General features: G+C 59.1%; 14 protein-coding genes. 4 read left to right on the forward strand and 10 right to left on the reverse strand.

The genetic code is table 11. From position 1 onward, the window contains the following. On the reverse strand, positions 1–894 hold the full coding sequence (locus tag GN112_RS24735; RefSeq protein WP_155312628.1) for a transglutaminase-like domain-containing protein: 894 nt from the start codon (positions 892–894) through the stop codon (positions 1–3). Between the two features lie 495 nt (positions 895–1,389). Between GN112_RS24735 and GN112_RS24740 the strand changes: the two genes are divergently transcribed. From GN112_RS24740 to GN112_RS24750, 3 genes are all read left to right on the forward strand, one after another. Beyond that, positions 1,390–2,259, forward strand: coding sequence for a radical SAM protein (locus GN112_RS24740; RefSeq protein WP_155312629.1), 870 nt, complete (start codon positions 1,390–1,392; stop codon positions 2,257–2,259). Between the two features lie 213 nt (positions 2,260–2,472). Beyond that, the gene (gene tkt / locus GN112_RS24745) at positions 2,473–4,488 is read left to right on the forward strand and encodes a transketolase (RefSeq protein WP_155312630.1); all 2,016 of its coding nucleotides are present in this window, start codon (positions 2,473–2,475) and stop codon (positions 4,486–4,488) included. A gap of 142 nt (positions 4,489–4,630) precedes the next feature. Continuing rightward, positions 4,631–5,113 carry a cache domain-containing protein gene (locus tag GN112_RS24750; protein WP_162459108.1) on the forward strand — a complete coding sequence of 161 codons (483 nt, stop codon included), beginning with the start codon at positions 4,631–4,633 and terminating at the stop codon, positions 5,111–5,113. A 78-nt stretch (positions 5,114–5,191) separates the two neighbouring features. Here the strand turns inward: GN112_RS24750 and GN112_RS24755 are convergent, their stop codons facing one another. The 3 genes from GN112_RS24755 to fdhF form a co-directional block, all read right to left on the reverse strand. Beyond that, the gene (locus tag GN112_RS24755; RefSeq protein WP_162459109.1) at positions 5,192–5,935 is read right to left on the reverse strand and encodes an EF-hand domain-containing protein; all 744 of its coding nucleotides are present in this window, start codon (positions 5,933–5,935) and stop codon (positions 5,192–5,194) included. Between the two features lie 476 nt (positions 5,936–6,411). After that, positions 6,412–7,173: a hypothetical protein gene (locus GN112_RS24760; RefSeq protein WP_155312633.1), complete on the reverse strand. Its 762-nt coding sequence runs from the start codon at positions 7,171–7,173 to the stop codon at positions 6,412–6,414. Between the two features lie 121 nt (positions 7,174–7,294). Continuing rightward, the gene (fdhF, locus tag GN112_RS24765; RefSeq protein ID WP_155312634.1) at positions 7,295–10,060 is read right to left on the reverse strand and encodes a formate dehydrogenase subunit alpha; all 2,766 of its coding nucleotides are present in this window, start codon (positions 10,058–10,060) and stop codon (positions 7,295–7,297) included. Between the two features lie 384 nt (positions 10,061–10,444). Between fdhF and GN112_RS24770 the strand changes: the two genes are divergently transcribed. Next, positions 10,445–12,523 carry a molybdopterin-dependent oxidoreductase gene (locus tag GN112_RS24770; RefSeq protein ID WP_155312635.1) on the forward strand — a complete coding sequence of 693 codons (2,079 nt, stop codon included), beginning with the start codon at positions 10,445–10,447 and terminating at the stop codon, positions 12,521–12,523. 152 nt (positions 12,524–12,675) lie between these two features. Here the strand turns inward: GN112_RS24770 and GN112_RS24775 are convergent, their stop codons facing one another. The 6 genes from GN112_RS24775 to GN112_RS24800 form a co-directional block, all read right to left on the reverse strand. Then, positions 12,676–13,725 carry an XdhC family aldehyde oxidoreductase maturation factor gene (locus tag GN112_RS24775; RefSeq protein WP_155312636.1) on the reverse strand — a complete coding sequence of 350 codons (1,050 nt, stop codon included), beginning with the start codon at positions 13,723–13,725 and terminating at the stop codon, positions 12,676–12,678. 246 nt (positions 13,726–13,971) lie between these two features. Continuing rightward, positions 13,972–15,372: a radical SAM (seleno)protein TrsS gene (trsS, locus tag GN112_RS24780; RefSeq protein ID WP_155312637.1), complete on the reverse strand. Its 1,401-nt coding sequence runs from the start codon at positions 15,370–15,372 to the stop codon at positions 13,972–13,974. Beyond that, positions 15,344–15,790, reverse strand: coding sequence for a DVU_1555 family C-GCAxxG-C-C protein (locus tag GN112_RS24785; protein ID WP_155312638.1), 447 nt, complete (start codon positions 15,788–15,790; stop codon positions 15,344–15,346). The genes trsS and GN112_RS24785 overlap by 29 nt, the downstream gene beginning before the upstream one ends. Positions 15,791–15,794: 4 nt before the next feature. Then, positions 15,795–16,514 carry a DVU_1556 family methyltransferase gene (gene trsM, locus GN112_RS24790; protein WP_155312639.1) on the reverse strand — a complete coding sequence of 240 codons (720 nt, stop codon included), beginning with the start codon at positions 16,512–16,514 and terminating at the stop codon, positions 15,795–15,797. Between the two features lie 6 nt (positions 16,515–16,520). Then, positions 16,521–16,691 (reverse strand): DVU_1557 family redox protein, encoded by a 171-nt coding sequence (locus GN112_RS24795; protein WP_197743391.1) that lies wholly within the window; start codon positions 16,689–16,691, stop codon positions 16,521–16,523. 39 nt (positions 16,692–16,730) lie between these two features. Then, positions 16,731–19,013, reverse strand: coding sequence for a pyridine nucleotide-disulfide oxidoreductase/dicluster-binding protein (locus tag GN112_RS24800; protein WP_155312640.1), 2,283 nt, complete (start codon positions 19,011–19,013; stop codon positions 16,731–16,733). Positions 19,014–19,116: the final 103 nt, after the last annotated feature.

The following is a 19,116-nucleotide window of genomic DNA, read 5'->3' on the forward strand; positions in this document are numbered from 1 at the left end:
TCAATCCATTTTTACCGTCAACCCATCGCCTTCGATGTAAAACTGATGGAATCCGCCTGCCGATTCCGCGCTTAACACCGGGGGGGCGATTCGCGTGGCGACATAGTCCGGGTATCGCATGTCAAAGTTTCTTTGCTGGGCATCGGCGATCCGCCATGCGCCCCTTTCATAAAACTCAGCCCAATCATGGTATGCCCCTGGCTTGAGCACTTCTCCCTCGGGGATCAGGTAGCCACTGACACGGCGGGCCGGAAGTCCCGCCGCCCGGGAAATAGCGACAAACAGGTCGGCAAACTCGGTACAATCGCCTTCTCGCCGGGCGAGTGCGCAACTGGCCCCCTTTTCCTCACGGGTGTAACCGGTGAATTGAATATGATCGATAATCCAGCGGTAAATGTTATCTGCAGTCTCCCGCGGGGTATCGGATCTCAGTTTTTGGGCCAGGTTGCGGATGTTTTTATTTTCAATCGTGGCTATGAGATACGAACCGAAAGGTCCTGTCTCCCAAGGCGTTGTGCGCATTATCAGACTGGCGCGGATAGAGACAATTTTGGAAGCATAGGGCGGAACCGTTGCTAAAGGGAAAATCATCATCTGGTTGCCGCCAGCCTCGGCTTTCATCTCGTATGGATGAGAAGACTGGATCTTTGTACAGCGCTGAGTACTTGTCTGTTTGACCGGTGCATAGAGGTGGAAACAAGCGCGGTGAACCGGTTGATTGGTACTATTGTGGATATGGAAACGGTATAGAACGGTCCGGGACATCTCATTTACCGGCAAAACGTCACGCCTCGCCTGCTGATCAACATGGAAAACCGGTTGCATACCGATGATCAAACCGATCACCGGAATCACGATGACGCTTAAAATCCGGATGGTGACGTTTCCGTTCACTTGGGATCTTTTCTATTGAATTGAAAATTGTCTTAAACGGGCGTTATCGTTTTATCGAGGGAATCATGGAGATCAGAAGAGAAACGGAAGTCTATCGATAGTAATTGTGATGCGGGGTGATTCCTTGAAGGAAGGGAAAGCAGATATCGTACCATCTGCCTGCAACAAGCTATTTTATCTTATATTACTATATGTTAAACAACATCCGACCAATTATCTTTTCATCGTTTTGCATTTTTCTGTCACGCATTTGATATTAAATGTCACACCCTTGATAAACGGTGGCAATGACCGCCATGATGTGGGACGGACGAAAGATTTGGACATTTCAATACATTAATCGTCAACACGATAAATGATTGACAACCCATGGAAAGATCCCCAGATTATAGGGTCAACAGTAAAACGCCATCAAGCGTACGAATACGCTCTGCCATCGCCCCGGCGCAACCGTAGCCCCTGGGTCGACAGGCGGTTTTCATAGAAAGGACCGGTATGCATTACGAAGGCAACATCATTCGTCCGCCCAGTGAGGCCAACAGTATATTGCTCCAGGTAACCGTGGGGTGCTCCCACAACAAATGTACCTTCTGCGGAACCTACACCGGGGAACGGTTTCGGATCAAGCCAGACGAGATCATCATGCAGGACATCGCCTTTGCCGCCACCTACTGCCAACGGCAGCGCCGTGTGTTTCTGTGCGACGGCGACGTAATGATCATTCCCCAGAAACGGTTGATGAAAATCCTCACCGAAATTCGCCGGCAGCTGCCCTGGGTGACCCGGGTGGGGATTTACGCCAACGCCAAAAGCCTGAACATGAAAACCGATGAACAACTCCGCGAGCTGCGCGACAACGGGCTCGGTATCGCCTACATGGGGCTGGAAAGCGGCGACGACGTGACCCTCAAGGCGATCCGCAAAGGCGCCTTGTCCGAACAGATGATCAAAATGGGCCGCAAGGCCAGGGCTGCCGGCATCAAGCTCTCGATTACGGTGCTTTTGGGCTTGGCCGGTCGCGAGCGCTCCCAAATCCATGCCCGGGAGACCGGCCGGGTGCTGTCGGCCATCGATCCGGAATTCGTCGGCGCCCTCTCCCTGATGCTGGTTCCCGGCACCCCCCTTTACGACCAATACCAGGCCGGAACGTTTGAGCTGATCGAGCCGGACGAGATGCTGGCCGAACTGCGCACCATGATCGCCGAAACCCACCAGACCCAGGGCATGTTTCACGCCAACCATGCCTCCAACTATCTGCCCATCCGTGCGCGCATGCCCAAGGAGAAGGAACAGACCCTGGCCCTGATCGATGAGGCCCTCTCCGGCAAGGTTGCGTTAAGGCCGGAATGGATGCGGGCATTATAGGCGAAGCTGCTAAAGTCCTTGATTCGGTGCCTGATCTTTTGTATCAAGCCCCTTTAATGTCGGATTTGGTCCTATCAGTGTTTAAGATAATGTTTTTGGTAAGGTCTTAAGGGCGGCTGTATCACCCATACCGCTTTCGACCGATAACGCAGCCCAAAAACATTATCTTGAATTCTATAACACCACCCAATTCCCGTAAAGGAGCAGTATTACATGAGCAAGGGAGCCCAGAAAAAGCAACCGACCATCGATGATTTATGCATCAATACCATTCGTACCCTCTCCATGGATGCAGTGCAGAAGGCCAATTCCGGCCATCCCGGGGCCCCCATGGGGCTGGCGCCGGCCGGTTATGCCCTCTGGACGCGGGTGCTCAAACACAATCCGGCCAATCCGGACTGGCCCGATCGCGACCGTTTCGTGCTCTCCGGCGGTCATGCCTCCATGCTGCTTTACAGCCTGCTGCATCTGACCGGTTATGACCTCAGTCTGGAGGAAATCCAAAATTTCCGCCAGTGGGGCAGCAAAACCCCCGGCCATCCCGAATACGGACACACGCCCGGCGTGGAGACCACCACCGGCCCCCTGGGCCAGGGGTTTGCCAATGCCGTGGGCATGGCCATGGCCGAGCGCCATCTGGCCGCCGGTTTCAACCAGAAAGGCCACGACATCGTCGATCACTACACCTACGTGATGTGCGGCGACGGCGACCTGATGGAAGGCGTGGCATCCGAAGCCGCCTCCCTGGCCGGCCACCTGGGCCTGGGGAAACTGATCTGCCTGTACGATGACAACGGTATCTCCATCGAGGGCACCACCGGCATCGCCTTTACCGAAAATGTGGGCAAACGGTTCGATGCCTACCGCTGGCAGGTCATCAAGGTCAAAGACGGCAGCGACCCCGATGCCATCGAGAAAGCCCTGCACGAAGCCAAGGCCGAAACGGGCAAGCCCTCGATCATCATGCTCAAAACCCACATTGCCCATGGCAGCCCCAACAAACAGGACTCGGCCGATGCCCATGGCTCCCCATTGGGCGAAGCGGAGATTGAGCTGACCAAGGCGGCTCTGGGGTGGAAGGAGAAAACCCCGTTCGCCATTCCCAAGAAGGCGCTGGACAAATTCCGCAAATGCATCAAGTCGGGAGAAAAAGCCGAAGCGGGTTGGAAAAAAGTCTACCAGAAATATACCCAGAAATACCCTCAACTGGCCGATGACTGGATCAATGCCCTGACCCGCTTCATGCCCAAGGGCTGGGAAGCCGATCTGCCCCAGTTCACCCCCGAGGAAGGCCCCATGGCCACCCGTGCCGCCTCTGGAAAGGTGCTCAATGCCGCCGCCGCCATCTTCCCCAGCCTGATGGGCGGATCGGCCGACTTGGCGCCCTCCAACAAAACCTTTATCGACGGCAGCCCGGAGTTCCAGAAAAAGCATTATGCCGGGCGCAACATCCGTTTCGGTGTCCGTGAATTTGCCATGGGCGCCATCATGTCAGGTATGTTTCTGCACGGAGGCGTACGCCCTTATGGCGGGACCTTCCTGGTTTTCGCCGACTATGTGCGGCCGGCCATTCGCGTGGCGGCCCTGATGAAGCTGCCGGTGGTCTATGTCTTTACCCATGACAGCGTGGCCGTGGGCGAAGACGGCCCCACCCATCAACCGGTGGAGCACCTGGCCGCCCTGCGAGCCATTCCCAACCTGACGGTAATCCGGCCGGCCGACGCCACGGAGACCGCCCAGGCCTGGCGCAAGGCCATCGCCACCAACGACCGTCCGGTGGCCCTGATTCTCAGCCGCCAGAAGCTTCCCATCCTGGATGCCAAGCTCACCGCCTGCGGCGTGGACCAGGGCGGCTATATTCTGTCGGACTGTCCGGGAAGACCCCAGATCCTCCTCATCGCCACCGGTGCCGAGGTGCATATCACCCTCAAGGCCCAGCAGATGCTGGCGGATCAAGGCATTGCCGCCCGCGTGGTCAACATGCCCTCCTGGGAAATCTTCGAGGAGCATTCCGAGACCTATAAAAAGCGAATCCTTCCACCGGCGGTCAAGGCCCGGATTGCCATTGAGGCGGGTATTTCCATGGGCTGGGAACGGTATGTCGGGCCGAGCGGTACGGTTCTGGGCATCGACCACTTCGGTGCGTCGGCACCGGGCGCAACGGTCCTGGAAAATTTTGGTTTCACGGCGGAAAAGATCGTCGAGACCGCCCTGGCCATGCTCAAGTGATCCCTGCTGAAATTGCTCCACTTTTCTGGCGCCCATTCGGGCGCCATTTTTTTTCAAGTTTTCTGGGGACAGGACCGATATTATAACCTTCATTTCAGTAGGATAAGTTAACCAAAAAAACTGGACATGAATGGAGGCCGCCTTGAAAAGAATCACCACCCATACACTGACCGTTTTCATATTGGTGCTGTTGGCATTTCCCGCCCTGGCCGGAACCCGTGACGATTGCATTACCAAATGCAAGGAAGCGGCCGAATTTATCAAGAGCCGGGGAATCGATACCGCCATCAAGGAAATTGGGAATAAAAACGGCAGATTTGTGTGGTATGAGGGCGTCAGCTATGTTTTTCTGATGAACATGAAGGCCAAAATGCTGGCCCACCCCCATAAGCCGGAATTGACCCAGGCTGAAAGCCTCTATGAAACCACGGATGTCAACGGCAAGCAGTTGTTTAAGGATATGATTGAGACCGCAAAAAAAGGCAAGGGATGGACCAAGTATGTATGGCCGGTTCCCGGCATGGGGATTAACAAGCCCAAGTATACTTTCATTTACCGCGTTTCGGGTACGGACTACTTTATAGGCGCCGGTTTCTATGTGATGGCACCGGGAGAGTACTACTGATCATTTTCAAAGGAAGTGGATCAAAAAAATGCCGGCCAGGACATTATCTGTCATGGCCGGCATTATTGGTTGGGTGGATCAGGCTACGGTATTCAACGAGTAAAGGCTGGCGGCAACAGAGGTACTGCCACCATTGCCGAACAAGGCCGCCGCATCGGATGACGGGTCTTCACCCGTGCCCAAAGCGGCCATCTTGAGGTAGGTTTCAATGGCGGCAGTTGCCGCCGACGAAACCGACGTCTCTTCCGATTCTGCCTGCGCCTCTTCCGGTGGTGGTGGCGGCGGGCCTTCGGGCCGGTTGGCCTCCAGCGCCTCTGCGGTCTCTTCTTCGCTGAGAACCCCATCGCCATCTTCATCATAGGCAGCAATCAAATCTTCCACACTGATCTCCTCGCCGGTCGCTTCGCTGATCATTTCGGCAAGGGTTTCAGCTTCGGTTTCATCGATACTGCCGTCTTCGTCCTCATCCGTGTCGCTGAAAATCTCGGATAGGTCCGTGCCACCACCACCCGGCATACCGCCCATGGCTTCCCCTTCCGGCGGCGGTTCCGGCCGGTAGTCTTCCATGACGGCCTGGGTTTCCTCCTCGCTGAGTTCACCATCGCCATCCACATCATAGGTGGCATATAGCTCATCGACGTCGATATCTTCCCCAGTCGCCTGGCTGATTTGTTGAGCCAGGGTACTGAACTCGGTTTTGTCCAATCCTCCGCTGCCGTCCTCATCGTCATTGCTGAACATCTCGCTCGGACTCGGACGGCTCCCTATGGACGACATCTGCCCCATGGAATAACTGTTAGTTCCAATACCACTGATAGACATGCTGATTCTCCTTTTTTTCTCCTGCGGGCTTGTATGGCCCATTATGATCGCTGGCGCCTCGCGACCGGATTCCGAACACGTATGGGAAAACTGGATCTTCGTTCTTTTTGTCGTATCGCCTTACGGCCATCCAACTTTATACGTGTTCAGCAACGTGCCGGTAACCTTGTGTAACGCTTCCAGGTCTTTTTATTACTACCATTACAGCAATCGGCAACCCCATACGCATACGCTAACTACAGCAATTTATATGCCTTCCTATCTGCGATGATCTGAAGCGGAGTGGTACAGGCAGGCCGACCGGAATCAATTGCCCTGTATTTTCAATCAGAACCAAGGCAGTGGAAAGGTTGTAAATGGATACGACCGTTATTCAGGCAGGAAAGAAGGAAGGAAGCAAAACCGGCAAAATCATCCATCCGGACTGGCAGGAGAAGAAAATTTTGCCGGCGGAGAACAAGTGTGAGAAAAAGCGGCTACGGCACGTCGACGGCCGGGGTCATTTCCAGAAACGCACTGTCCGCATCCGGATTCACGACTCGGTTCTCGATATCCTGGCCAAGGGCATCAAAGACGTCATAATCGAAACGGCACAATTCGGCGGTGAGTGCATCCCGGTCAGCCCGGCTGGCCGTTGTCACGCGTCCGTATAGTTCCAGGCTGTCCGCTATTTGCCAGGCATTCAAAAAAGCGATGGTGCCGGAGACCCTTTGCATGCGCAGGGTCAGGGAGTTCAAGTAAGTATCGGCCATCACGCCGGAAGCGGAAAGTCGTTTTTCAAGGTGGGGCAACAGGGCCTCCTGACACACTTGAGTCAGAGTTTCCCGGGTAAGCCACGCTGCCGGCAGCTCATCTCCGATGGCGGCGGCAAACTGCTCGCTCAAAGCCATGTGGCGCCTTTTGACAACCGCCGTTTTCCACCCGCGCCGGTATACCTCGACACGCCTGGGATTGATCAGCAGGTCACCGGCGGCCTGGAATTCGCACTGGTCGGCATAGTCCCCGGCCTGCTTGAGGGCCATTTCGGCAATTCGCGCCAACGTGAGCCAATAGACACACGGATCGTCGATGGTCAACCGTTCGACCCCGGCAAGACGTTTCTCCAAGATGGCCTCATTGGGCAACCCGGCAGCATCCCGATTCAGCTGATGGTTGAAATCCAACCAGGCATCGGAAACCCAGGGAAGGCGGTCATCAAACCGGACATCCCTGACAACCGTTGTGGACAACGTCGTCATGTTTTTCTCCTGTTCCAACGCCAGGCTGCGGCAACCGGTGCCGGAGGCATCGACTACCGCCGCCTGACAAGATCGTCATTATCGATGGGCCAGGCCTGAAACGGCGGCACCGGCGGCAGGATCACATCTTCTCGATACAAACCGCACACGCCTTATACTCCGCCGTCAGCGTAACCGGGTCGAACGCGGCGTGGGTCAACCAGTTGGCGTTGCCGTCGCGGAAATGAAAGGCCATCCACACCATCCCTTCGGGGACCTCCGGGGTCACGTTGGCCCGCACGGCCACCTCACCGCGCCTGGACCTGACGCGGATGGTCTCGCCATTGGCGATACCGATTCGATCGGCGTCGGAGAAGGAGATATCGGCAGTCTCCTCACCGAGAAGGTCGTTGAGGCCTTCGCAGCGGCCGGTCTGGGTTCGGGTATGGTAGTGATACAGGCGTCGGCCGGTGCTGAGCACCAGGGGATAGTCCGTGTCGGGTACCTCGGCCGGCGGGGTCCATTCGGCCGGGGTAAAACGGCCCAGGCCACAGGTGAATTTTCCGCCTTGGTGCAGAAAGGTGGTTCCCGGATGCTCCACCGTGGGGCAGGGCCACTGGAGACCGTCTTCTTCGATGCGGTAGTATTTGATACCGCCCAGATTGGGTGCCAGGGCCGAAATTTCGTTATCCCAGAGCTCCTGACCGCTGTCGGATGCCCAGTCGTGACCGAAGCGTTTGGCAATCTGTTTGAAAATCCACCAGTTGGGCTGAGAGATGCCGGGCGCCTGGCTGGCGGTGCGCACCCGGCTGACCCGCCGTTCGCTGTTGGTGAAGGTGCCGTCGTTTTCACTCCAGGCCGCCGCCGGCAGGACCACATGGGCAAAACGGGTGGTTTCGTTGAGAAAAATATCCTGGACCACAAGAAACTCGGCCGAAGCCAGCTCATGTTCCACCTTGTGGATATCCGGTTCGGTATTGGCCAGGTTCTCTCCGAAGATGTAAAAGGCGCGGACCTTACCGTCCACCAGCCCATCCATCATCTGGGGGATCATCAGCCCCACCTTCTTTGACATACCGGTGGTCTGCCAGGCGGTTTCGAACTTCTCACAGCTTTTTTCATCGGTCACGGCCTGGTAGCCGGGATAGACATTGGGAAGGGCTCCCATGTCGCAGGCTCCCTGTACGTTGTTCTGCCCGCGTAGCGGGTTGACCCCACCCATTTCCACGCCCATGTTGCCCAAAAGCATCTGCAGGTTGGCGGTGGACATGACGTTGTTCTTGCCACAGGTATGCTCGGTGATACCCAGCGTGTAGCATAGCATCACCGGTTTCACCGAGGCCAAAAGATGGGCGACTTCCCTGATCGTTGCCGCATCAATGCCGCAAATGTCGGCCGCCTTTTCCGGCGGGTAGGCCATGACCGTCTCTTTGAGTTGATCGAAACCGGTGGTGCAATTTTTCACGAACTCCTTGTCGTAAAGGTCATCCTCGATCAGGACGTACATAATGGCGTTGAGCAGGGCGATGTCGCTGCCCACCTTCAGCGGCAGGTGCATGTCGGCAAAATCGACCAGCCGATGCCGGCGCGGATCAATCACGACCAGTTTGGCACCGTTCATCACCGCATTTTTCAGAAAAGTCGAGGCCACCGGATGTGCCTCGGTCATGTTGGAACCGATCACCAGAAACATTTTTGCCCGAGAGAACTCGGAGAAAGAGTTGGTCATTGCGCCTGACCCGAACGTTGTCGCCAGCCCGGCGACGGTTGGGGCATGTCAAGTACGGGCACAATGGTCGATGTTGTTGGTCTTAAACACCGCCCGGAAAAGTTTCTGCATCTGGTATGAGTCTTCGTTGATGCTACGAGCACAGCTGACCCCGGCCACGGCATCGGAACCGCTCTCCGCGATGATCTGCTTGAACTTGTCCGCCACCAGATCGAGGGCTTCGTCCCACGAGGCCTCGCGGAAAGTATCCCCCTCCCGGATCAGGGGGGTTGTAAGGCGCTCCTCCGAATAGATGAAATCGTAGCCGAAACGCCCCTTGACGCACAACCGGCCCTTGTTCGGCGATCCGTTTTCCACACCGGTGACCTTGACAATGCGTCCGTTTTGAACATGCAGCCAGAGCTGACAACCGACCCCGCAGTAGGGGCAGGTGGTGCGGATCTTTTTAGCTTTCCACGGCCGCCAGCTGAAGCGGGCCTTCTTCTCCACCAGGGCGCCGGTGGGGCAAGCCTGGACACATTCGCCGCAGAATACGCACTGGGAATCCTTGAGCGCCACATCCGTGCCGGCAACCACCTTGGCCTCGGCCCCGCGGTAACCGAAGTTGATCGCCCGGTTGACCTGGACTTCGTTGCAGGCCTGAACACAGCGGCCGCAAAGGATACAACGCGAAAAATCACGCACGATCAACGGGTTGAGCATTTCCATCGGGTAGGGATTTTCCGACCGCGGATATTTGCCCCCTTCCACCTGATACTGGTAGGCCAGATCCTGAAGACGGCAATCCCCCCAGGAGGGGCACAATTCCTCGAACTGGTCCGACGCGGCCGCCTGCATCTGAAAATCGCTCCAGTCCCCTTCCCGGCCGGAACCAATGGAACAGTTATGATTGCCCGAGGCCAGCAACAGTTCCAGGGTCTCACGCCGGGAGGCGACCACTTTGGGCGATTCGGTCAACACATCCATACCATCGGCGGCCGGTGTGCTACATGCGGTCATCAGCGTGCGTGCCCCTTTGACCTCAACGACACAGATGCGGCAGGCCCCCGTGGGCGACGCACCTTTTAGATAACACAAGGTCGGGATGGTGATATGATTCTCTTCGGCGACCTCGAGAATGGTCTGCCCCGGTTCGAAGGGAAGCGGGGTGCCATTGATCATGATGGTACCCTGATCCATTACTGCTCCTTTCCTGTTGCCAACATCTGCGATTGACGACTGATTATGGCTTGCTAATCGCCCGCGGATGGGGCGCGCCAGAAACTTTATGCCACGACTGACATAACGATTCTTGCTATTAGAAAATCAAGCATTTGTCAATCGGTTTTAGCAATCGGCGGCAAGCCTCCAGCAAAGCGGTCTCGCGATAGAAAACAATCCGTTTTTTCTATATGGAGACCCATCACAGGGTGTCTCATTTCACTGTTTTTATTGAGACAAGTGCAATAATATATCCGCATTGACAGAACCGCGAGGTTGGGATATTTGCTTAATGAAACGCTACTTTGGAAACTAGCAAAAGGCTTTTGCAACGGGCAACTTTAATATAACGGGAGACAGTTTATGGCAGCAAAAAAGTCTACCTTCAGCGTATGCGGCATGTGCACGGTCAGGTGCCCCATTCAGGTTGAGACAGAAAACGGGGCAATTCAATTCATCCAGGGAAACCCTCACATGGGCGGCATCAACGGTGCCCTGTGCGCCCGCGGCGCGGCCGGCAAAGCCTTGATCAACGACAACGAACGCATCCAGCGGCCCATGATCCGGGTTGGCGACCGCGGCCAGGGAAACTGGAAGCCGATCAGTTGGGATGAGGCCCTGGACTACGCCGCCAGTCAGCTCAAAGCGGTCATCGACACCCATGGCGGAAAAAGCATTCTTTTCTCCGATCGCGGCGGCCCTTTTCGTGACTTGCATCAGGCCTTCGTGCGCGGCCTGGGATCGCCCAACTGGTCCAACCATGACGCGTCCTGCGCCCGCAACGTCCAGCATGCGGCTCTCTCCCTTTTCGGTTTCGGACGCAAAGGAGTCGGCTACGACCTGAAAAACGCGCGTCACGTGGTCCTTCAGACCCGCAACATCTTCGAAGCCATCAACGTCAAGGAGGTCAACGACCTCATGGCCGCCATGGAAAAGGGATGCAAACTGACCGTCATCGACATCCGGGCCAATGTCACCGCAACCAAGGCCCACCGTTTTATGATGATCCGCCCCGGCTCGGATTACGCGCTCAACCTTTCCGTTATCCACACCCTGCTCAATCGGAAGCTTTACAACACCGCCTATGCCAGCAAATGGATCAACGACCTGGATGTACTGGAACGGTTCGTCAAGCCCTACACCCCCGAATGGGCCGAGCAGGAAACCGGCATTGCCGCCGAGGAGATCGTCCAGTTCACCAAGGACCTGGCCAAGGACGCGCCGGCAATCATCTGGCATCCCGGCTGGATGAACGCCCGCTACTTGGATTCTTTTTATATGTCGCGCACCATCTACATTATCAACACCCTGCTCGGGTCCATTGGTGCCAAAGGCGGGTTGCCCATGGCCAACAAACCCAGCGATGTCGGGCGCAAGGGGCTGAAAAAACTGGTTGACCTGGTACCCAAACCCGAAGACAAACGCGCCGACGGCACCGGATGGAAGTACGGCCATCTCGACACCGGGCCTGGCCTGATCAATCTGGGATTCGACGCCATTGAGAGTGAAGATCCCTATCCTGTCAGGGCTTATATCGCCTACCGCCACGACCCCTTGATGGGCTTTCCCGATCCGGAGCGGATGAAGCAAAAATGGGCCAAGCTCGATTTTCTCATGTCGGTGAGTTTTACCTGGTCCGACACGGCCTGGCATTCCGATTTGGTGCTACCCCTTTCCCCCTACCTGGAACGGGAATCGATCCTGGCCTGTAAAAACGGACTCAATCCGTATATGTTCACCCGCCGCCGGGCCGTCGAGCCGCGTTATGATACCCGTAGCGACTGGGAAATCCTCTGCGGCCTGGCCAAACGCCTGGGCATCGACGCCCTGGCGTTCGACTCCATCGAGAAAATCTGGGAATACCAACTGGACGGCACCGGTGTCAGCGTTTCCGATTTCGACGCCAAGGGGTTCGTACAACTGGGCACCGGGCCGTTGTACAAGGAGGAACCGACCTTCAAGACACCGTCCGGGAAGGTGGAAATCATCAATGAAAAGTGGGAATCCCAGGGCGTGCCCTCCCTCAAGCCATACGAAAGCACCCATCCGCCGGAAGGCAAATTCCGGCTCACCTTCGGCCGCTGCGGGGTTCACACCCAGGGCCACACGGTTAACAACAGCCTGCTGTTCGAACAGGTCCCCGAGAACACCCTGTGGATCAACAGCGATGCCGGAGCCCGGATGGGACTGACTGACGGAGACCTGGTGGAAATCAGCGGAAACGGGCGAGGCGGACGCATGCATGCCCGTCTCACCGACCTGATTCACCCCGAAGCGGTGTTCATGCTGCATGGTTTCGGCCACCGGCTGCCCGTGGAGAGCCGGGCCTTTGGCAAGGGCGTGGCCGATCATGAACTGATGTGTGGTGGACTGGAAAAGTGGGACAAAGGCGGCGGCGCCGTCGCCATGCAGGAACACTTCGTTTCCGTGGCGCGCTGTTGATCCACTAAAGAAAAATCGCGAAACGCCCTGCCACTGATACAACAAAAACCAATCCCCCCTGACAGATAAAGCTTCGTCAGGGGGGATTTTTTTATCGCCAAATCAATTCCGGAATGCCGTTGGTTATCCCGAAGCGGCTGTCCCCGGCCGGTTTACAGCTGCATGCCGGCACGGTGGGCGATCAGTTCGCCGACGATGCTCACGGCGATCTCCTCCGGGGTGTCGGCTCCGATGGAGAGTCCGATGGGAGAATGCACCCGGTCGATGTCGGCCTGTGAAAAGCCCTCTTTGATCAGGGCCGCGTAAGTGGCATCCCGCTTCCTGCGGCTGCCGATCATGCCAATGTAACCGGCATGGGTCTTCAGAGCCTGGGCCAGCACGGTTTTGTCGTGCAGGTGGCCCCGGGTCACGATGATCACAAAGTCGTTCTGCCCCATGGCCGTGTCCGGCAGGCAGCGGTTGAAATCCTCCAGCACACGGACCTCCTGGGCATCGGGGTAACGTTCGCGATTGGCATACTCCTTCCGGTCGTCGGCCACCGACACCCGGAATCCCACCAGGCTGGCCAGGTGGGCCGTGGCCCGCGCCACGTGTCCGGCGCCGAACAGATAGGCAGCGCACACCTGTCCCGCCGGCTCCAGCACCGCGAATCCACCTGTCACCCGCACGGTCCGGATCTCGGCCGAGCGGGAGGCCGCCGCAGCGACCCGTTCCAGCTCATTCGCCGAAAGCGGGAAGTTCCCATCCACCTCCCCCCGGGCCGATACCAGACCGTGCTTCACCGGGCCCACATGGTCACCGGCGGTGTCGACCATGGTCACGAAACAACCTTTGCCGCCCGATTCCAGCACCGCCCGCCATCCATCGAAAATGGCCACCGTCTCCGAATCGGGGGTGATGCAGTCCAAAAGCACTTCCGCCTGACCGCCGCAGATCATGTCCATGCTGGCCACGTTTTCCAGTCCCAGATCAAAAGGGATCAGGTCCGACGCACCCGTCGGGATCAGCTTCACGGCCCGGGACATCACTTCGGCCTCCAGCAAACCGCCACCGATGGTGCCGATGCCGCGGCCGTCGGCGGTGACGATCATTTTGCTGCCCGACGTGCGCGGCGTGGAACCGCTGTGACTGATGATGGTGGCCAGAACAAAGGTCTCCCCTTTGCCCAAAAGGTCGCTGGCGGTTTGTGCAATCGTATCCATGCTTGTTCCGATCCTTTCTCGTTAGATCCTGAATCCGTCCGTTGGCGCCATCCTGACACCGCGGCGCCAACCGTTCCCGCAAATACCCCTGTTTCTTCCCGATAGGCCCCGCTATTTTCCTGGCACCGATCTGTACCCGATCCCCCCGTTGTCTGCAATCAAAAAACAGCCCCGCACCGGCAGATGGAGTCAAACCACCGCAGGCGTCAACGGCGCACCGGGCGGGCAGCATAACCCGCAGGCGGGCTAGGTACGGTAGAGCCGCTGGCCTTGACGGCTGGTGAGATTGTAAAGGCAAAAGGGAATCAAGCGGGTGTCCGGCGCCATGACATGGATACAGCAGTCGCGCGCCCGCTCCAGGTCCAGGTTCCACACATCCTGGAAAGCCATGGCGGATACGGAAAGCAGATGCGTTTTGGCCCGACGGATAAACGCGTCCAAATCCAAAGCATCCGTCGGTGCCAAAGGCGCACAGTCGGCGGCTGCGCTGTCGCAACACGATTGCGGCGCCCGCCATTGCCGGGCCACAAAGGCGATGGCACTGGCCGCCCCCGCCTCGGCCGGGATGGGGGCCGGGCAGCATCTCCCGCCGGCGGATCCGGCCACGGCCCGCACACTGCGGTCGGGCATTACCAAAAAGCTGGCGTTGAAGCTGCACAGGGCATTCTCGCAGCCCGGAGGATTGAAGTCCGCAGCCTTGAAACGGCCGTCGGTCTGCGCCTCGATGGCGCGCATCAGCTGCGGCAGGGTCATCCGGTCGGCGTCTTTGGGCGGATGCGGCACCCGGCCGAAATAGCTGACCGGCTGAAAGTGGACCGAGCGGACGGCCGGGGAGCGGGTCACGGCCAGATCGAGGATGCGGCCGATATTGCGGTCGTTGATCCCGGGTACCATCGTCGGCACCAGCACCACACCGATCCGGTTTTTTTCACAGGCATCGATGGCAGCCTGTTTTTCCGCCCACAGCGGCCGTCCGCGAAGTTTCCGGTAAATGCCGTCGTCGGTGCCGTCGAACTGCAGAAAAATCGAAGCCAGTCCGGCGGCCTTGAGCTCGCGGACATAGGCCGCATCACGGGCCAGACGCAGACCGTTGGTATTAACCTGGATGAAATCGAATCCGGCCTCGCGGCCCATCGCGACGATACGCGGCAGGTCGTCCCGCACGGTGGGCTCCCCTCCGGAAAGCTGGATGTTGCTGCCGGGACCGGCCTTTCGGGCGGCGCTGAACCAGCGCTGAATCTGGGTCAGGGGGGGATCATCGCCCTGCATGCCCCGGGCATCGGCGAAGCATACCGGGCAGGCCAGGTTGCATCGATCGGTCACTTCCAGAATGATGGTGCAGGAGCGCTGGCGATGGTCCGGACAGAGGCCGCAGTCGAAAGGGCAGCCCTTTTCCACCGGATGACCGCAGTGGGCCGGCCGGGTGGGAATCTTGGGCCGCTGCCAGCCGGTGAATGCGGGCTCGCCATCCCAGATGCGCACGGAAAAAGATCCGTGCTCGGGGCAGTGCTTTTCCAGATAAACCCGATTCCCGCGGATCACCCGCCGGGCCGGAAGTAACGCCAGGCAATCCGGACAGAGGCTCTGGGTCTTCTGGGTATCGGGCGTCACCGGGGCATCAGTTTGCGTCAAAGGGATCGAATCCATTTTCCACCACAATCTCCATGACTTTGGCAAATGTGTCGGCAACCATGCCGGCGCAGCGCTGTCGGGCTGCGGCAGGGCCATCGGCACCGGTAATGGCGTCACAGGTCATGCCGCCATATTGATTGCTCACCGCCTCCTCGAACCAGGCGGTGAGCGCACCCAGCATCAGCGGCAGCCGATCCGATTCCTTTTCCGTATCACTGCCCTTGCCCACGTACAGGCCCAGCAGGCAGCACCCGCCGGTCAGGGCACCGCAACTGGCCCGCCCGTTGCCACATCCGTAAGCCAGGCCGGCCATGGCCCGCACCAAGAGAGGATTCTCCTCCCCGCGGGCGTCCAGGGCCAGTTGAACGATGATCTGGCTGCAGGTATATCCGCCGGCGGCCAGTTGCAGCATGCGAATCTGATTGTCGTCCATGACGTCAACTCCTTTTCCGGGCCACAAGTAGAAAGTAACCGGGACGCATCCGGCACGCAGCGCCGTCCGGAAACGTGTCCCGCCACCACGGTTTCAGGGAGAGGCCGGCCCAGGCCAGCTGGGCGGCCAGTGCTTTCAGTCGATCCGAATGGTCTTGCCACAACAGCGAATCAAATCCGGCGTGGTGGATCCGCTGCAGCAGCGCGCGCGGACCCACCGCTCCGCGCAGGCACCCGCCGACCCCGGCCCATGGACCGGGATCGGGTCCACCCCCTTCGCTTTGCCGGTAAATATCGGCAACCACCAGACGGCCGGCTGCCTGAAGCACCCGATGGGCTTCCGCCAACGCCGCGGCCGGGTCCGGAACCAGGGAGAGCACACATTCAAAGAAGACGGCACGAAGCATTCCGCTTTTCAGCGGCAAAGCCAGGGCATTGCCGCGCATGACGGAAAGCGGCGGGTCGTTCTGCCTGGCCACGCCAAGCAGCATCGGCGAAAGATCGATCCCGATGGTCCGGGCCCCAAAACGGCGGGCGAGCAGGTCCAGCGAGGCCCCGGTCCCGCAGCCCACGTCCAGCACCCGGTCCCCCGGCCCCAGTCGGCAATACCCGGCCGCCCGGCGGGTCAGGTCCAGCTCTCCCGGCCGGATGGCCGGCCCGGTCACGGCCCGCACGGCTTCGGATTCATAAGGTCGGGATATATTGATATCGAGTGTTTTACGCAACCGGCCCTATTTATCTTCGAGGATCCGCTCCACCTCCGCCATCTTCCCCGTGGCCACGGCTTCGCTGATCAGCACCGTTTTGCATTCCGGGCAGTAGGGCAGATCGGTGGTAAAACGGTTGCCCATGTATGCCACGGCCACCGGCCCCAACCACCAGATCACACCCGCAGCGGTCACAGCGCCACTTCAGGTCTTCGGGACGGACATTGTCAATTTTCATGGTCCCACCACCTCCATGCGATGGGCGTAAGCGTTGTGCACCGCAAAACCGTCGGCAGTCACCGAATAAATCACCCAGAAGGTGGCATGGCCCGTGCGCAGCATGCCCAAGCGATGCCCCGTTTCAGGGTTGAAAAACCGCTCACCATCGTTTTCGGCGTGCCGGATGACCCGCTGAACGTCTGATTCCAGAATCCGGCGCGAATCCAAAAGGGCTTCGACGGAGGGCTCCAGGTGGATGTGGAGAGACGGTTCCGCCTGGCTGCCGTTTGGCGCATCACCCCACACCTGCCGGCAAAGTTCCTCTTTCAGACGCTGACGGTTTTCCCGGCGACACGACCAGCCGGGCCGTGGGCGTGCGGCCGGGTCGGAAAGATCCGGGTCCGGAAAAATAAGGTCCAGCAGATGCCAGGTCCGCTTGCCCGTTGCCGCCAGGTTGTCCCGGCACATGGCGCAGTAGGCCAGGTAATCCCGAGAACTGCGCCGGCCACGTTGCTCGGCCACCTCACGGGCCAACTCCGGGTTGGCATTTTGCATGAGCCCGCCGAAACCGCAGCACTCGGTGCGCTCGCGCTCCAGGTCGAGGGGCTCGATGGGCACATTGATCCAGCTGAGCAGTTGACGCACCGCATCCTGGACCCCGGGATCGTCACGGGTCGTGCAGGGATCCTGAATGGCCAGGGGGGCGTCGATGCGGGGTCTCATGACGCCGGGAATACCGGCGGTTTCAAAAACTTCCCAGAGACTGATGGCATCCACCTCCGGCAGATGGCGGGCAAACATCTGCAGGCAGCTGGAACAGGCCACGATCGGCTGGGGCCGCCCCAGGCTGACCCAGGTGGTCTGCCACTGTTCCAGCGCTTCCTTGAACAGGGCCTGCTGGCCGGCCCAGTGGGCCGGAGCGCCGCAGCAGCCCAGCATCAAGGCCACCCCGCCGGACAGCTCGCTGCGCAGGTGATCGTACACCCGCCGCACCTGCCCGGGGGCCGAGGCGCAGAGTTGACAGCCGGGAAAAAAAAGGTAGCAACTGTTGTCCGTCCCCGGAGCATGGCGGGCCATGGCGAAATCCGGACTCTGGGAAAACGCCATGTCCCGGAGGGCGAAATCATGGGCCGAAGGCGGCATCTTTTCGCGCTCGACCATGCTCTGTCGGGCCGCCAGGCAGATGTCCTGCATGGCAAAATCGTTGGGACAAACCGTTTCGCACAAGCCGCACAGGCTGCACGAATTGACCAGCCGGTTGGATTTGCGCTCGCCCATGACGATGGATTCGTTGTTGTAGATCTCGCGCACATAGGTGCGCGGATAGCCGCCGAACTTCTCCAGGTAAGCGCACACCTTGACGCATTCCAGGCACTCGCACTGCAGACAGCGATCGGCCTCGGCCCGGGCCTCGGCGTCGCCGAACCCGCGTTGCGGATCGGCCATGGTCACCGCCGGCAGCGGCACCACGCCTTCCAGGCGAGTGATCAGGCGCGTTTCGAATGGCCCTTCCTTTTCCCGTCCGGCGTCCATGGAGACCTTCTGCAGCCAGCGGTCCATGGAGGTGGCGCACCAGCGCCCCGAAGCCGCCCGCCACACCGGCGAGGCATGATCCCCACCGGCGAACCGTCCATCCCGACCGGTATCACCGGCAAAACGAAAGGATGCCGACTTTTCCCGGCCGATGTTCCAGCCGTCGGCAGAAGCGGTGTCCAAACCGACGTACACGGCTGCATGGGATTGCATCAGCGCTTCTGGATCCGGGTTGACGCCGGTTTCGAACCTCACCCCCAGCCGGGCCAGGCGCTCTTTTTCGGCCTCGACCACTTCTTCGCTCAGCCGCCGGGAATACTCCCGGATCAGATCCGCACCGACGGTTTCACCAGCCTCGAAAACGGTCACCGCATACCCCTTGCGCCCCAGATCCCAGACCACGGTCAGGCTGCTCAACCCGCTGCCGACCACAGCCACACGGATTGGTTTTTGCGGTAGCGGCATCACCCGCTGGGGACGGTCGGCATGCGCGACACAGGCCCGCTCCAAATCGGCGATACGGATCGCGTCGCCAACCTTGCTGCGGTTGCAGACCGCCTGGCACGGCGCATCACAGACGCGCCCCAGGATCCCGGCCAGGGGCATGGTCTTGTTCAACACGGTCAGGGCCTTGGTCCAGTTGCCGTCGGCCACGTGTCCGATCAGGGTACGCGCATCCACATGCAGGGGGCAGGCCGCCACGCACGGTGCCGGCTCATCCTGGATGCAACGGTTCTCCCACTGCCGCAGTTCGCTCTGATCCATTGTTTCACCTTCACTCTCAATTCTAGGGAAATCCACATCCGCCAAAGGCGACCCGCGGCAATACGCTGCCGAAGGTCGCCTTGAAAGTGAACGCTCCGGGCCG

Source organism: Desulfosarcina ovata subsp. ovata (assembly GCF_009689005.1).
GTDB classification, from domain to species: Bacteria; Desulfobacterota; Desulfobacteria; order Desulfobacterales; family Desulfosarcinaceae; genus Desulfosarcina; species Desulfosarcina ovata.

Bases quoted from the DNA above. Each gene is read 5' to 3' on its own strand.
- GN112_RS24740 (WP_155312629.1), top strand. From the start codon at position 1,390: ATGCATTACGAAGGCAACATCATTCGTCCGCCCAGTGAGGCCAACAGT.
- tkt (WP_155312630.1), top strand. From the start codon at position 2,473: ATGAGCAAGGGAGCCCAGAAAAAGCAACCGACCATCGATGATTTATGC.
- GN112_RS24755 (WP_162459109.1), bottom strand. From the start codon at position 5,935: ATGTCTATCAGTGGTATTGGAACTAACAGTTATTCCATGGGGCAGATG.
- GN112_RS24760 (WP_155312633.1), bottom strand. From the start codon at position 7,173: ATGACGACGTTGTCCACAACGGTTGTCAGGGATGTCCGGTTTGATGAC.
- GN112_RS24770 (WP_155312635.1), top strand. From the start codon at position 10,445: ATGGCAGCAAAAAAGTCTACCTTCAGCGTATGCGGCATGTGCACGGTC.
- GN112_RS24775 (WP_155312636.1), bottom strand. From the start codon at position 13,725: ATGGATACGATTGCACAAACCGCCAGCGACCTTTTGGGCAAAGGGGAG.
- trsS (WP_155312637.1), bottom strand. From the start codon at position 15,372: ATGGATTCGATCCCTTTGACGCAAACTGATGCCCCGGTGACGCCCGAT.
- GN112_RS24785 (WP_155312638.1), bottom strand. From the start codon at position 15,790: ATGGACGACAATCAGATTCGCATGCTGCAACTGGCCGCCGGCGGATAT.
- GN112_RS24800 (WP_155312640.1), bottom strand. From the start codon at position 19,013: ATGGATCAGAGCGAACTGCGGCAGTGGGAGAACCGTTGCATCCAGGAT.